The sequence below is a fragment of the Gammaproteobacteria bacterium genome (assembly GCA_028817225.1).
In the GTDB taxonomy this organism is placed as follows: Bacteria; Pseudomonadota; Gammaproteobacteria; order Poriferisulfidales; family Oxydemutatoraceae; genus Oxydemutator.
The window spans coordinates 1-14017 of sequence record JAPPQC010000047.1 but is presented as its reverse complement, the minus strand read 5'-3'; the positions used below and the strand labels follow the sequence as shown (position 1 = coordinate 14017).

The following is a 14017-nucleotide window of genomic DNA, read 5'->3' as shown; positions in this document are numbered from 1 at the left end:
GAAGGATTGTCGCGGCGGGTTGTTCAGGTTGTTCATTTCGGACATGTTGCTTTGCCATTATAATGAAAGCCTTGGAGTTATGCACGGATGCGGCTGCCCGAGGTTATACTATGCCGGAGCGGGCGCGTCGGGCCACTCGCTTGTTTCGGCGGTTGCCCGCGCCGTTGTGGAAAGCGGGCGGCGGCGAGGGTTCGCCGTCAACGGGATGAATGACAACAGGAGAAAACGAGATGTTGAAATCGGATAAACGGTTCGGAATCGGGACAAGAGACCGGGCGGGGCGGGGTGGCCTCGGGCGCGCCGCGTGTTTGCGGCGCAGGCGCCCGCTTGCTGCGCCAACTGCCGCGCTGGCCGCGGCGCTGTTTGCGGCGCCGGTCGCGGCGCAGGACGCGCTGACGGTCGTGTCGTACGGCGGCGCCTACAGTTACAGCCAGATCAAGGCATACCACGAGCCGTTCACGGCGAAGACCGGCATCCGCATCCACGCCGAGGACTACAACGGCGGGCTGGCCGAGATTCAGGTGCAGGTGCAGTCGGGCAACATCACCTGGGATGTCGTGGACATGCCGCTGGCGCGTGTGGTGCGCGGCTGCGACGAGGGCCTGTTGGAGCCGGTGGACATCGCGTCGTTTCCGCCGGCGCCCGACGGCACCCCCGCCGAGAAGGATTTTCTGCCCGAGACGCTGCAATCGGAATGCGGCATTCCGCTGATTGTCTGGTCCACGGTTTTCGCCTACGACGAAAGCCGCTTCCCCGGCGACAAGCCCGCCAGCCTGGAGGATTTCTTCGACCTGGAAAAATTCCCCGGCAAGCGCGCCCTCAGAAGGTCGCCGCGCTCGACCCTCGAGTTCGCGCTGATGGCCGACGGCGTGCCGGTTGACAAGGTGTATCAGACGCTGGCGACCGACGAGGGGCTGCGGCGCGTGTTCGCCAAACTGGACACCATCAAGGAGCATGTGGTCTGGTGGACAGCCGGTTCGCAGCCGCCGCTGATGCTGGCCGACGGCGAGGTGGTGATGGCGACCTCGTACAACGGGCGCATTTTCAACGCCTGGAACAAGGAGAAAAAGCCGTTCAAAATCGTGTGGGACAGGCAAGTCTGGACCAAGAACTTCTACACCATCGTCAAGGGCACGCCGCGCTACAAACAGGCGCTTGAATTTGTCAGGTTCGCGAGCGACACGCAGCGCCTCGCCGACCAGGCGCGCTACATTTCCTACGGCCCGGCGCGGCATTCGGCGATGGCGATGATCTCGACCCACGCCGAGACCGGCGCCGACATGGCGCCGCACATGCCGACCACGCCGGAACATTTCCGCCATGTGCTGGAAAGCGACTTTGAGTGGTGGGCCGACTACGGCGACGAAATGACCGAACGCTTCAGCACCTGGCTCGCGCGCTGACGCACGCCGCGCCGGCGCCGGCGATGAAAACCGGCGCCGCACGCGGCCTGGCCACACCAACCACACCGGAGTCTGCCGATGTCAAACGATGAAATCCACAACCGCGTGACGGCGCTCGAACGCCACCTTCGCAACATGAGGATGGCGGTGATTGTCGTCGTCGCCTTCTTTCTCTACGAGTCGCTGATGCCGCCGGAATTGCGCCCGGGGCGGCAGGCGAAGATCGAGGACAGCGTCAAGACCAGGGAACTGGTGCTGGTCAACGAATCCGGCGACGCGCGCGCGCGCCTCGATGTGACCGACGACGGCGGCGCCCGGCTGGTGCTGCGCGACGGCGCCGGCAACCGCGTCCGCGTCGGCGCCGGCGCGCTCGTCGTCGGCGTCCGCGACGGCGCCGATGTGGTCGAGCAACTGCGTGTCGGCGCGCGCGGCATCGAGGCCTACGACCGCGCCGGCAATGTCGTCGGGCGGCTGCCGTGAACATCGTCCGGATGGCTGGCTGAATGGCGCCGGTCTGCGTCAGTTTCCGCAAGGTCTCGAAGAACTACGACCGGCAGTCGTGGGTCGTGGACAACCTCAACCTTGATGTGTACGAGGGCGAGTTTCTGACGATGCTGGGGCCGTCGGGTTCGGGCAAGACGACCTGTTTGATGATGCTGGCGGGCTTTGAGGAGGTCACCAGCGGCGAAATCCTGATACGCGGCGAGCGCGTCAATGACATCCCGCCGCACAAGCGCGGCCTCGGCCTGGTGTTCCAGAATTACGCGCTGTTTCCGCACATGACGGTGGCCGGCAACCTGGCGTTTCCGCTGCAGGTGCGCGGCATGGACAAGGCCGAAATCCGCGCGCGCGTGGACGAGGCGCTGGAGATGGTGCATCTGTCCGGGCTGGGCGGGCGCTTTCCGGCGCAGCTGTCGGGCGGGCAGCAGCAGCGGGTGGCGCTTGCGCGCGCGCTGATTTTTCATCCGACGCTGGTGCTGATGGACGAGCCGCTGGGCGCGCTCGACAAGCAACTGCGCGAGCGGATGCAGTACGAGATCAAGCGCCTGCACGAGCAACTCGGCCTGACGATGATATATGTGACGCACGACCAGGGCGAGGCGCTGACGCTGTCGAGCAGGGTGGCGGTGTTCAACGAGGGCCGAATCCAGCAGATTGACGCGCCCGACTCGATTTATGAACATCCGTCCAATGCGTTCACCGCCGGCTTCATCGGCGAGAACAACCTGCTGCAAGGCGCGCTGCTGGAACTCGACGGCGACACCTGCGCGGTCGAGGCCGACGGCGGCGGGCGCCTGCGCGGAACGCCGGTCGGCGTCGCCGCCGGCGACGGCGGCGCCGTGTTGCTGGCGGTGCGCCCGGAGAGGGTGCTGATCAACCCGGATGGCGATTGCGCCAACGCGCTCGACGGGCGCATCAGCGACCTCGTCTATCTCGGTGATTACATGCGCGCCGTCATTGAACTTGGCGGCGGCGGCGAACTGGTCGCCAAATACCCGAACGACCGCGGCAAGCGCGACATCGAGACCGGCCAGTCGGTCAAGGTGGGCTGGCACCCGGAGGACTGCCGCGTGTTCCCCGCGCCGCCGCCGCCGCGCGCCGAAGCCGGGAAGGGCGAATGACGGGCCTGCGGCGGCGCCATCGGCGAACGCCGCGGCGCGCGGCGGGCGCGCCGGCGCACACGCGACAGCGCGCGGCATGAACGGCGACGGCAAACCGGTCTTTGACGCCGGAAAAATCGCCGGGCTGGACGCCGCTTTTGCCGTCGTGCGCGCCATCGGCGTGCCCGAAGAACAGAAGATTGAAGATGAGGATCGCCGCCAGCACCTGGTGCGCGGCGTCGCCGCCGGCCTGCACCGCTCGCGCGCCTTTCTGCTGGTCGCGCCGCTGCTGCTTTTTCTGGCCATCACCTACCTGATGCCGATTGGCGGCATTTTGTTTCGCAGCGTGGATGATTCGGCGCTTCAGACCTGGATGCCGAAGACCGCGGCGGCGTTCGCGCAGTGGGACGGCGCCGGCCTGCCCGACGACGACATGCTCGCGGTTTTCGCCGCCGAACTCGGACAGGCGCGCAGGGAACACACGATAGGCCGGGTCGCCAACCATCTCAATTACCGGATGAGCGGCATGCGGAGTTTGTTCAACAAGGCCGGGCGGCGCCTCGCCGCCGGCGCCGGGCCGCCGGACGGCGCCGGGCGCTGGCGCGAATGGCTGGTTGAACTCGACCCGCGCTGGGGCCGTCAGCAGACCTGGGCGACCATCAAGGCGGCTTCGGGCCGCTACACATCGGCCAACTACCTGGCGGCGCTCGACCTGCACCGCGACGACGACGGCGGCGTCGCGCGCCAGCCGGAAGGCAAGCGCATCTATCTGAGGATTTTCCTGCGCACGCTGTGGGTCAGCCTCGCGGTGACGCTGTTCTGCCTGCTGCTGGGGTTTCCGATCGCCCACCTGATGGCGGGGCTGCCGCCGCGCATCAGCAACTGGCTGATGATCATGGTGCTGCTGCCGTTCTGGACATCGCTGCTGGTCAGGACGACCAGCTGGATTACGCTGCTGCAATCGAGCGGCGTCATCAACAGCACGCTGGTGTGGCTCGGCCTGATTGGCGACGACGAGCGCATTCAGATGGTGTTCAACCTGACCGGCACGGTGGTCGCGATGACCTATGTGCTGCTGCCGTTCATGGTGCTGCCGCTGTACAGCGTGATGCGGGGCATTCCGCGTTCGCTGACGAGCGTCGCCGTGTCGCTCGGGGCGACGCCGCTGACGGCCTTTGCGCGGGTCTATCTGCCGCAGACGCTGGTCGGCGTCGGCGCCGGCAGTCTGCTGGTGTTCATGCTGGCGGTCGGCTATTACATCACGCCGGCGCTGGTCGGCGGGCAGAGCGGGCAGTTGATCAGCAACTTCATCTTCTACCATATCAAGGTGTCGCTGAACTGGGGCTTCGCGTCGGCGCTCGGCGTGATTCTGCTGGCCGCGGTGCTGCTGATTTACTGGGTGTACCACAAACTGGTCGGCATCGAGAAGATGCGGGTGTCGTGATGGCGGCGCACGCAAGGGCCGGTTCCGCCGCCGGGCATTGGATGTTCCGCGTCGTCTGCGGGCTGGTGTTCGCCTTCCTGATGCTGCCGCTGGTGGTCATCATCCCGCTGTCGTTCAACGCCGAGCCGTATTTCACCTTCACCCGCGAGATGCTGACGCTGCAACCGGAGGGTTTCTCGCTGCGCTGGTACCGCGACATCGCCGACAACCCGCAGTGGCTGCTGTCGGTGAAGAACAGTTTCATCGTCGCCTTTTTCGCGACGCTGCTGTCGGTGGTGCTCGGCACCGCGGCGGCGGTCGGCCTCGACCGCCCGCGTTTCCCCGGCAAGACGCTGATTCTGGGCGTGCTGATCTCGCCGATTGTCGTGCCGATCATCATCTCCGCCGTCGGCATGTTCTTTTTCTATTCAAAGATCAACCTCGGGCAGACGCTGACCGGCTTGGTGCTGGCGCACACGGTGCTGGGTTCGCCGTTTGTCGTCATCACCGTCAGCGCCGCGCTGTCGCGCCTGAACCCGGCGCTGCCGCGCGCGGCGGCCAGCCTCGGCGCGCCGCCGGCGCGCGCCTTCTTCAAGGTGACGGCGCCGCAAATCGCGCCGGGCATTTTCGCCGGCGCGCTGTTCGCGTTCGCGACCTCGTTCGACGAGGTGGTGGTCGTGCTGTTTCTGGCGGGTTTTGAGCAGCGCACGATACCGCGCCAGATGTGGGCCGGCCTCAACGAGCAAATCAGCCCGACGATACTGGCCGTGGCGACGCTGCTGATTCTGTTCTCGGTGCTGCTGATTGTCACCGCCGAACTGCTGCGGCGGCGTTCGGAGAAGCGCTCGCTTCAGGCCTGAACGCGGACACTTCGGGCTGGCGCCCCGGGCAGGACTCGAACCTGCAACCTTCCCCTTAGGAGGGGGACGCGCTATCCAGTTGTGCCACCGGGGCGAAGCGGGCCGTACTATACACCACGCGCGGCGAACTGCGGTTGGACGATGTCGGCGGGACTGGTTTTTGTGCTGGGCGCGCTGCTGCCGGCGGCGCAGGGCGAAGTCGCCGCCGCGCGCGAAGCGTCGCCGCGCGAGATTTCGGTGTGCACGGCGCGCTTTCCTTTCGGGCTTTTCATGGACGAGGAATCGGTGTTCCGCGGCTGGATGCGGGCCGCCGGCGCCGCGCGCACGCGGTGCGGGCCGGGCAGCGGCGAGGTGCGCGCACGCGCCGTCCGGCTCCGCGCCGGCGACGGCGCCAACCTGTCCGGCTGCCTGTTCGCCGCGCGCGGCGCGGCGCCGTCGGGCTACGCGCTGATCGCGCAGGGCAACGCCTGGACGGCGCGTGATGTCGTCGAGACCTTCCTGCCGCTGGCCGCCGCCCACCCGGGCATCCGGTTTCATGTGTACGACTTCAGGGGCTACGCCGGCTCGGAGGGCAACCCGTTTCTGCACGCGATCATCGAGGACTACAAAGACATCCTGAACCATCTGCGGCGGCAATACGAGGGCGCCGACGCGCATCTCTACGGCTTTTCGTTCGGCGGCATCGTGCTGATGAACGCGCTCGACGGCGCGGCGGCGCGCGCCCCATACCGCAGCATCGTCATTGACTCGTCGCCCGGCACGGTCAATTTCGGCCTCTACAACTGCGACGATGAATACAGCCCCGGGCGGCGGCTGGACAACTCCGGCCCGTGCCGCAATGTCGCCTTTCTGCGCTCGCCGGGCGATTATGTGGTGCCGCTGGCGCGCACGCAGCCGTTGTGGGACGCGGTCGGGCGCTGCGGCGGCAGGCGTTTCGGGTATTCGGCGAGGCGCTGCCCCGGCGCGAGAGGCGAGTTCAACCACCCGTTCCAGGGCGAGGGCGCGGCGCTGGCGAAGTGCCGCCTTGCCCGCATCGGCTTAGAGTTGTTCGGCCCGCGCTGACTGGTCGGCGCCGGCGTCGGCGACGCTGCCGTTCCAGTTGTCCATCCGGTGTTCGACGACGACGCGGGTCGAGATGCCGCCGCGCATGCGGAATTGCGCCGTCAGGCGGATGAAGCGCGGGTTCAGCAGCGTGCACAGGTCATCCACTATCTCGTTGCTGACGGCCTCGTGGAAGGCGCCGCGGTCGCGAAAGCCCCAGATGTAGTTTCTCAGACTTTTCAGTTCGACGCACAGGCGGTCGGGCACATAGACGAGGGACAGGTGCGCGAAGTCGGGCTGGCCGGTCAGCGGGCACAGGCAGGTGAACTCCGGAATCCCGATTTGGATGGTATAATCCCGCCCAGGCCGAGGATTGCCGAAGGTTTCCAGATTTTTGCTGATGGGGCCGGACAAAGTAACACTTCTCCCCGCGGGTGCGAGTGGATGCGAGCGCCGATTTTAGCGGAAGTTCCGGAGCAATTCCAATGCCGCCCGGGCGATGAAACTCACAAAGATCAAACTCACCGGATTCAAGTCTTTCGCCGACCCCACCGCGATCGAGATTGCCGGGGACATGACCGGCGTCGTCGGCCCCAACGGCTGCGGCAAGTCCAACATCGTGGACGCGGTTCGCTGGGTCATGGGGCACACCGCGAGAAACATCCGCGCCGCCAACCTGCAGGATGTCATTTTCAGCGGCACCCGCTCGCGCAAGCCGGTCGGGCAGGCGTCGGTCGAGTTGATTTTCGACAATGCCGACGGCTCCTTCGGCGGCCAGTACGCGGCCTACGGCGAAATCTCGGTCAAGCGCATCGCCGACCGCAGCCAGGAATCGAAATACTTCATCAACAACACGCGCTGCCGCCGCCGCGATGTGTCGGACCTGTTTTTCGGCACCGGCCTCGGCGGGCAGAGTTACGCCCTCGTCCAGCAGGGCATGATCGCGCGCATCATCGAGGCGCGCCCGGAGGAGATGCGCCTGTATCTGGAAGAGGCCGCCGGCATCTCGAAGTATCACGAGCGCAAGCGCGACACCGAAGTGCGGATGCGCCACACGCGCGACAACCTCGACCGGGTGCTCGACCACCGCGAGGAAGTCGCAAAGCAGGTCGAGAAACTGAAGCGCCAGGCGCGCGGCGCCGAGAGGTTCAGCGAACTGAAGCGCCTGAAGGAACAACTCGAGGCCCGCGTCGCGCTGCTGGAATTCAGGCGCCACGACAGCGAGCGCGCCGCCTGCGACCGGCGCGTCTCCGGCCTGCGCCTTGAACTCGACGCCAACCAGGCCGACCTGCGCGGCGTCGAGGCCCGCACCGGCGAACAGCGCGCCGCGCACGACGGGCAGAATCAGGCGCTGAACGACGCGCGCGAGAAATTCTACCGGCTGAACGCCGACATCTCCGGCATCGAGCAGGACATCGCCCACCGCCGCAAGAACGCCGAGCAAATCCGCCGGGAGGAGTCGGCGGTTGCCCTTGCGATGGACAAATGCCGCGACCGCATCGGCGAGCAGGAGTCGCGCCTCGCCGCCGACAACGCGCGGCTGGACGAATCGCAGTCCGCCGCCGCCGCCGCGCGCGACGAGGTCGCGCGGCTGGAGGCGGCGCTGCAACAGGCGGAGCAGCAACTGGCGCAGGCCGGGCGCGAATGGGAACGCCACCACAGCGACGGCAGGCAGTCGCTGGAGGCGGCGGAGGTCGGCAGGGTCAAACTGGAATACTGCGACAGGGAACTGGAAGACATCGCGCACGCCGCGCACGAAGTGGCCGGGCGCCGCGCGGCGCTGGATTTGCCGGCGCTGGAGGCGCAATGTTCGGAGTCGGCGCAATTGCAGGCGCGGCGCGAGCGCGAAGCGGCGGACTGCGGGCGCGAATACGACCGGCTGGCGGCGGCGGTCGCCGCCGTGCGCGACCAACTGCATCAACAGCAGGGGCTGCTGCACGAGGAGCAGGTCGGGTTGCAGGACATGCGCGGGCGGCTGGCGTCGCTGGAGGCGCTGCAACAGGCGGGCCTCGGGCGCGACCGGCAGGCGTTCACCGAATGGCGTCAGCGCCACGGCCTGGACGATGCGGCGCAGATGGTCGCCAAAATCGAGGTCAACGACGGCTGGGAGTCGGCGGTTGAACTGGTGCTGGAGGCTTTTCTGGAAGGCGTCGAGGTCGCCTCGCTCGACGATCACGCGGGCCACGCCGGACAGATTGATTCCGGGCGCCTGGTGATGTTCGAGCGCGGCTCGCAAGAGAACCGGGCGGACAAGCCGTCGCTGGCCGACCAGGTGCGCGCCGACGCCGGCGTGCTGGCGCTGCTGCGCTGCGTGTATCCGGCGGACGACCTGGCGCAGGCGCTGGCGCGGCGTTCGCAACTGGCCGACCACGAATCGTTCATCACCCGCGACGGCGTCTGGGTCGGGCGCCACTGGATGCAGTTGCGAAAGGACGCCGACGAACAGGGCGGCGTGCTGGTGCGGCGCAAGACGATGGAGCAACTGACGGCGGACATTGAAGTCGCCGGACGCAAGGCGGCGGAATTGCGGCAGGAACTGGATTCGGTGCGCCGCAAACTGGCGCAGGACGAGACGCAACTGGAGGAAGTGCAGGGCAGGCGCGCCGGCCTGCTGGAGCGCGCGACCGACGCCGGCGGCGACTTGCACCGGCGCAAGGCGAAACTCCGCCATGGCCAGGAGTTGCTGGCGGAACTGGAGCAGCAGGAACAGCGGCTGTCGCAGCGGCGCGAGGCGGCGCAGACACAGCGCCGCGAACTGCTGAAAGCGCACGAGGAGGCGCTGGCTTCCACCTCGGACTACGATTCGGGCCGGGCCGATTTGCAGCGCCGCCGCGCCGACGGCGAACAACAGGTGGCCGATGCCCGCGCCGGGCTGCACGACGCCCGGCAGCGACTGCACGAACTGGAAGTCGGGCGGCAGTCGCTAGCGGCGGGGCTGGAAGGCGTCGTCGAGAACATCGCCCAGACGCGCCAGCAATACGCCGAGCTGGAACAGCGCGCCGCATCAATGAAGCGCGTCGCCGCCGATTCGCAGCATCCGATTCAGGAGCGGCAGGACGAACTGCAGGGCCTGGTCAACGAGCGCGCGCTTTGCGAGCAGGCGGTGCGGGCCGGCAATGAGGAACTGGAGGCGGTGCAGGCGAAAATCCGCGAACTGGAAAACCGCCACAAGGAACTGGAGGCGGCGCGCGAGGCGCTGCAACAGCGCCATGAGCAGGCGCGCATGGAGGAGCAGGCCAGCCGCATCCGCTGCGAGGACTGGCAGAAGAAAATCGGCGAGTGCCGCTGGACGCGCGAGCAGATTGAAAGCGAACTCGACCCGGCGGCGACGCTGGAAAGTTGCCGCGAGGAACTGGAGGCGGTGGAGCGGCGCATTCACCGCCTCGGCGCCATCAACCTGGCCGCCGCCGAGGAATACAGGGAGGAAAGCGAGCGCAAGGAATACCTTGATTCGCAGTGCGAGGATTTGACGACGGCGCTGGAGACGCTGGACGCGGCCATCGCGCGGATAGACCGCGTCAGCCGCGAGAAATTCAAGAGCACTTTCGAGAACATCAACAACCGGCTGGAGGATGTGTTCTCGCGGCTGTTCGGCGGCGGCCAGGCCTACCTGCAACTGAATGAAAACGACTGGCTCAAGGGCGGCGTCTCGATCATGGTGCGCCCGCCGGGCAAGCGGCTGTCCTCAATCAACCTGTTGTCGGGCGGCGAGAAGGCGCTGGCGGCGATGGCCGTCGTGTTCTCGATTTTCGAGCTCAGGCCGGCGCCGTTCTGCGTGCTGGACGAGGTGGACGCGCCGCTGGACGAGACCAATGTGCTGCGCTTTTGCGAATTGCTGAAAGACATGAAAGACCGTGTGCAGTTCATCGTCATCACCCACAACCGCCTGACGATGGAGAACATGGCCTGCCTGGTCGGCGTCACGATGGGCGAGCCGGGGGTGTCGCGGCTGGTCTCGGTCAATATCGAGGAAGCCGCGCAGATGGCGGGCTGACATCGGGAGCGGGTGATGAGCGAGTTGCGCTGGATATTGCTGCTGATTGGCGTGCTGATTGTCGCCGGCGTGTACGGCTACACGCGCTACCAGCGCCATTTGCGCGACGAGGCCAGTTTCGGGCGGCGCGGCGCGCAGCGCGATGTGCTGGATGTGCGCGGCGACGAGCCGGTGATTTCCAGCACCGAGGAGATGGTGGATGCGTCCGACCTGCCGCCGATTGAGTTTGAGCCGGGTGATGGCGAGGCGCCCGGTGATGGCGGCGACGCCGGCGATGACACCGCCGCAGGCCGTCGCGACGGCGCGGCGCCGGAAAAAGCGCGGGAGATTCTGATTCTGCATATCCGCGCCGCCGAAGGCGGCCCATGGCCGGGAGAGGCCGTTGCGCGCGCCGCAGAGAGCGCCGGGCTGAAGCAGACCGACAAAAAAATCTTTCAGTATTTTTCTCCCGAATCGGAACAGGCGCTGTTTCATGTCGCCGACATGTTCAAGCCGGGCGTCTTTGATTGGCAACGCCTCGGCGAGGCGCGGCTGCGCGGCCTGAGTCTGTTCATGCAACTGCCGGTGCATTGCCCGGCGCCGGAGGCGTTTGAGACGATGCTGAACTGCGCCCGGCGCCTGGCGGAGTCGCTCGGTGGCGAGATGCTCGACGCGCGCCGCCAGCCGCTGACCGAAGAGGCTCTGGCCGATATGCGGGCGCTGTGCGGGGCGCACGACAGGCCGCAGACCGGGCGGGGCTGACGGCGGTGGCCGTCCCGCCGGCCAGGCGCGCCGAACAACTTCGCCGCCGGATAGAAGAACACAACCACCGCTATTATGTCCTGAGCGATCCGGCGATTGCCGACGCGGAATACGACCGTTTGTTCCGCGAACTGGAGGACATCGAGCGCCGCCACCCGCGGCTTGTCACGCCTTCCTCGCCGACGCAGCGCGTCGGCGCGGCGCCGCAAAGCCATTTCGCGCCGGTTTCACACGCGGCGCCGATGCTGTCGCTTGAAAACGCGCTGGACCGCGCCGAACTGGAGGCCTTTGACAAGCGCATGCGCGAGAGTCTGGAACAGGACGCGGTGGAATACAGTGCCGAACCGAAGATAGACGGCGTCGCCGTCAGCCTGCTGTATGAATCGCTTGAACTGGTGCGAGCCGCGACCCGCGGCGACGGCCTCACCGGCGAGGACATCACCGCCAATGTGCGCACGATACGCTCGGTGCCGCTGCGCCTGCACAAGGCTGGCAAACCGCCGCCGCGGCTTGAGGTGCGCGGCGAGGTGTACATGAGCAGAAAGGGGTTTGCGCGGTTCAACGCCGGCGCCGAAAAGCGCGGCGGGAAAACCTTTGTCAACCCGCGCAACGCGGCGTCCGGCAGTCTGCGCCAACTCGACCCCGCCGTCACCGCCGCAAGGCCGCTTCAGTTTTTCTGCTACGGCGCCGGGCCGGACGCCGGCGCGCCGCCGCCGTCGCTGCACACCGAAGTGCTGGAACGGCTCAGGGCGTGGGGGCTGCCCGTCTGCGGGCACGCCGGCGTCGCGCGCGGCCTGGGCGAGTGCGTCGCTTTTTACCAACGCATGATGGAATTGCGCGGCGAACTCGACTACGAGATAGACGGCGTTGTGTACAAGGTCAACCGGATTGCCGACCAGCAGACATTGGGCGTGCGCTCGCGTTCGCCGCGCTGGAGCATCGCCTGCAAGTTTCCCGCCGAGGAGCGCGAGACGGTGGTCAGGGCCGTCGAGTTTCAGGTCGGGCGCACCGGCGCGCTGACGCCGGTGGCGAGGCTTGAGCCGGTGGCGGTCGGCGGCGTCACCGTCAGCAACACGAGTTTGCACAACATGGACGAGGTGGAGCGCAAGGATGTGCGGATTGGCGACACCGTTGTCGTGCGCCGCGCCGGTGATGTGATTCCGCAGGTGGTGCGGGTGGTCGCGGACAAGAGGCCGAAGCGGGCGCGCAAGGTCAAGGCGCCGAAGCGGTGCCCGGTTTGCGGCGGCAAGGTCGTGCGCGGCGAGGACGAGGTCGCGGCGCGCTGCATTGAGAGTCTGAGTTGCCCGGCGCAGCGCAAGGAAGCCATCCGGCATTTCGCGTCGCGCCTTGCGGCGGACATTGAAGGTTTGGGCGAGAAACTGGTGGAGCAGTTGGTGGAGAAAGGGCATATCAAGGATGTGTCCGACATTTACGCGCTGGACGCGAAGACGCTGGCGGAACTGGACAGAATGGGCGAGAAGAGCGCGCAAAACCTGGTGGCCGCGATAGACAAAAGCCGCGACATCAGCCTGGAGCGTTTCATCTACGCACTCGGCATCCGCGAAGTCGGCGAGGCGATGGCCAGGGCGCTCGCACGCCATTTCGGAGAACTGGAGCATTTGATGCAGGCGGACGAGGCCGCGCTGACGGACATCCGCGATGTCGGCGAAGTCGCCGCCCGGCGTTTGCGCGAGTGTTTTGATGACGACAGAAACCGCAAGGTCATCAGGCAACTGCAATCCAACGGCGTGCGCGTGCAAAAGGCCAAAGTAACCGGGCCTGGCCCGCTTGAAGGCAAGGTATATGTCATCACCGGCACCCTGTCCATCCCGCGCAGCGAGGCAAAACGCCGCCTTGAACTGGCGGGCGCGAAAGTAACTTCGGCAGTCACATCCAAAACCACGGCGCTGATTACCGGGAAAAATCCGGGCAGCAAACTTGAAAAGGCCGAGAGGCTGGATGTTGAAGTGCTGGATGAGAAAGCTTTTCTGGCGTTGACGGGGAAGTAGGGTATGATTATTTTTCAAACTGAACTCATTAACCCAAAAGGAGGATGAATAAATGAGATTTGCAGTATATGGCCCTTATGACTTAGGCCGGGATTCTTCCGGCTGGATTGGCAAGGAGTCCAAAGCCCAGTTCTGGAAAGAAATTGAAGATGAGGTGCCAGGTTTGTCGGGTGCGTGCGGATGCTATGTATTCCGTGTGGCTGCCGGTGGAGGTTCCAAGCCTTGGTATGTTGGAAAAGCAGAGAAGCAAGCATTTAAGACTGAATGTTTTTCAGCTGACAAAATGAACAAATACAATAAGGTTTTTTCTAACAGACAACGTGGTCGTCCGCAACTTATTTTTTTGGCGCAAGTTACGGAGAAAAAAAATGATTTCCGCAAGCCTACGACAGGTCAACGGCCATTTATCCAGGCATTGGAGTCAATATTAATTGGTAAAGCCTTTGAAAAGAATTCAGAACTTCTGAATATACAAGGCACTAGAAAGACTCAAAGGCTTGTGGTTGAGGGCTTTTTGAATACATCGCAATTGGCTCGTGGGGGTCCTGCCAAGGAGCTGCGGGACACGTTCAGGTTGCCAGCTCACAAACAGAAACTGAAATGAAATATCAGATTGCCGTTGAGAAAACAAAAACCGGTTATTCGGCTTATTCGCCGGATGTGCCGGGGTGCATCGCGACCGGAGAGACGAAAGACGAGGTTGAGCGCAACATCAAGGAAGCCATTGAGTTTCATCCTGAAGGGTTGCGTCTGGAGACTCAACCACATTGATATAGCTGCCGGGTGAACTGTCTCCCGATTCCCCTTACTTTGCACAACTGCTCCGGATGCTGAGAGCAAGAGCCTTTGCCTCCTGCTTTCCCTGTAGGGACAGAAAACTGCGCCCTGGTGCGTCCATTGATTGCAAGAGGCAGGCGGCTGCGTTGTTGTTTGCCGCCTGAGTTT

12 protein-coding genes and 1 tRNA gene are annotated in these 14017 nt (G+C 65.4%); 11 read left to right on the top strand and 2 right to left on the bottom strand.

Annotated elements, in window-relative coordinates; all coding sequences use genetic code 11:
- Positions 1-230: 230 nt before the first annotated feature.
- From OXU50_06575 to OXU50_06555, 5 genes are all read left to right on the top strand, one after another.
- Entirely contained in the window at positions 231-1403 is a 1173-nt protein-coding gene (locus OXU50_06575) for an ABC transporter substrate-binding protein (protein ID MDD9869540.1), read from the top strand.
- A 78-nt stretch (positions 1404-1481) separates the two neighbouring features.
- Positions 1482-1883 (top strand): hypothetical protein, encoded by a 402-nt coding sequence (locus OXU50_06570; GenBank protein ID MDD9869539.1) that lies wholly within the window; start codon positions 1482-1484, stop codon positions 1881-1883.
- A gap of 23 nt (positions 1884-1906) precedes the next feature.
- Complete coding sequence (locus OXU50_06565; GenBank protein MDD9869538.1) at positions 1907-3025, top strand: ABC transporter ATP-binding protein; 1119 nt, start codon at positions 1907-1909, stop codon at positions 3023-3025.
- 76 nt (positions 3026-3101) lie between these two features.
- Positions 3102-4448, top strand: a complete 1347-nt coding sequence (locus OXU50_06560; GenBank protein ID MDD9869537.1) for an ABC transporter permease — start codon at positions 3102-3104, stop codon at positions 4446-4448.
- Positions 4448-5287, top strand: a complete 840-nt coding sequence (locus tag OXU50_06555; protein MDD9869536.1) for an ABC transporter permease — start codon at positions 4448-4450, stop codon at positions 5285-5287. Before OXU50_06560 ends, OXU50_06555 begins: the two co-directional genes overlap by 1 nt.
- 17 nt (positions 5288-5304) lie before the next feature.
- Here the strand turns inward: OXU50_06555 and OXU50_06550 are convergent.
- Positions 5305-5381 (bottom strand) — tRNA-Arg (locus OXU50_06550).
- Positions 5382-5428: 47 nt separating this feature from the next.
- Here OXU50_06550 and OXU50_06545 point away from each other — a divergent pair.
- Entirely contained in the window at positions 5429-6349 is a 921-nt protein-coding gene (locus OXU50_06545) for an alpha/beta hydrolase (GenBank protein ID MDD9869535.1), read from the top strand.
- On the opposite strand, the gene queF is transcribed toward OXU50_06545, so the two are convergent.
- Positions 6326-6742, bottom strand: a complete 417-nt coding sequence (gene queF, locus OXU50_06540; GenBank protein MDD9869534.1) for a preQ(1) synthase — start codon at positions 6740-6742, stop codon at positions 6326-6328. The genes OXU50_06545 and queF overlap by 24 nt on opposite strands.
- A gap of 85 nt (positions 6743-6827) precedes the next feature.
- On the opposite strand from queF, the gene smc reads away from it, so the two are divergent.
- From smc to OXU50_06515, 5 genes are read left to right on the top strand one after another with little or no spacing between them, the layout of a single operon-like run.
- On the top strand, positions 6828-10322 hold the full coding sequence (gene smc / locus OXU50_06535) for a chromosome segregation protein SMC (protein MDD9869533.1): 3495 nt from the start codon (positions 6828-6830) through the stop codon (positions 10320-10322).
- 15 nt (positions 10323-10337) lie between these two features.
- A complete protein-coding gene (locus tag OXU50_06530; protein MDD9869532.1) occupies positions 10338-11063 on the top strand; it encodes a cell division protein ZipA C-terminal FtsZ-binding domain-containing protein in 726 nt (241 codons plus the stop codon).
- On the top strand, positions 11060-13072 hold the full coding sequence (gene ligA / locus OXU50_06525) for an NAD-dependent DNA ligase LigA (protein ID MDD9869531.1): 2013 nt from the start codon (positions 11060-11062) through the stop codon (positions 13070-13072). The genes OXU50_06530 and ligA overlap by 4 nt, the downstream gene beginning before the upstream one ends.
- Before the next feature lie 52 nt (positions 13073-13124).
- A complete protein-coding gene (locus tag OXU50_06520; GenBank protein MDD9869530.1) occupies positions 13125-13676 on the top strand; it encodes a hypothetical protein in 552 nt (183 codons plus the stop codon).
- Positions 13673-13843: a type II toxin-antitoxin system HicB family antitoxin gene (locus OXU50_06515; protein MDD9869529.1), complete on the top strand. Its 171-nt coding sequence runs from the start codon at positions 13673-13675 to the stop codon at positions 13841-13843. Before OXU50_06520 ends, OXU50_06515 begins: the two co-directional genes overlap by 4 nt.
- The last annotated feature ends 174 nt before the right edge of the window (positions 13844-14017 follow it).

Bases quoted from the DNA above. Each gene is read 5' to 3' on its own strand.
- OXU50_06545 (MDD9869535.1), top strand. From the start codon at position 5,429: ATGTCGGCGGGACTGGTTTTTGTGCTGGGCGCGCTGCTGCCGGCGGCG.
- smc (MDD9869533.1), top strand. From the start codon at position 6,828: ATGAAACTCACAAAGATCAAACTCACCGGATTCAAGTCTTTCGCCGAC.
- OXU50_06565 (MDD9869538.1), top strand. From the start codon at position 1,907: ATGGCGCCGGTCTGCGTCAGTTTCCGCAAGGTCTCGAAGAACTACGAC.
- OXU50_06530 (MDD9869532.1), top strand. From the start codon at position 10,338: ATGAGCGAGTTGCGCTGGATATTGCTGCTGATTGGCGTGCTGATTGTC.
- OXU50_06560 (MDD9869537.1), top strand. From the start codon at position 3,102: ATGAACGGCGACGGCAAACCGGTCTTTGACGCCGGAAAAATCGCCGGG.
- OXU50_06570 (MDD9869539.1), top strand. From the start codon at position 1,482: ATGTCAAACGATGAAATCCACAACCGCGTGACGGCGCTCGAACGCCAC.
- OXU50_06515 (MDD9869529.1), top strand. From the start codon at position 13,673: ATGAAATATCAGATTGCCGTTGAGAAAACAAAAACCGGTTATTCGGCT.
- OXU50_06555 (MDD9869536.1), top strand. From the start codon at position 4,448: ATGGCGGCGCACGCAAGGGCCGGTTCCGCCGCCGGGCATTGGATGTTC.
- OXU50_06520 (MDD9869530.1), top strand. From the start codon at position 13,125: ATGAGATTTGCAGTATATGGCCCTTATGACTTAGGCCGGGATTCTTCC.
- OXU50_06575 (MDD9869540.1), top strand. From the start codon at position 231: ATGTTGAAATCGGATAAACGGTTCGGAATCGGGACAAGAGACCGGGCG.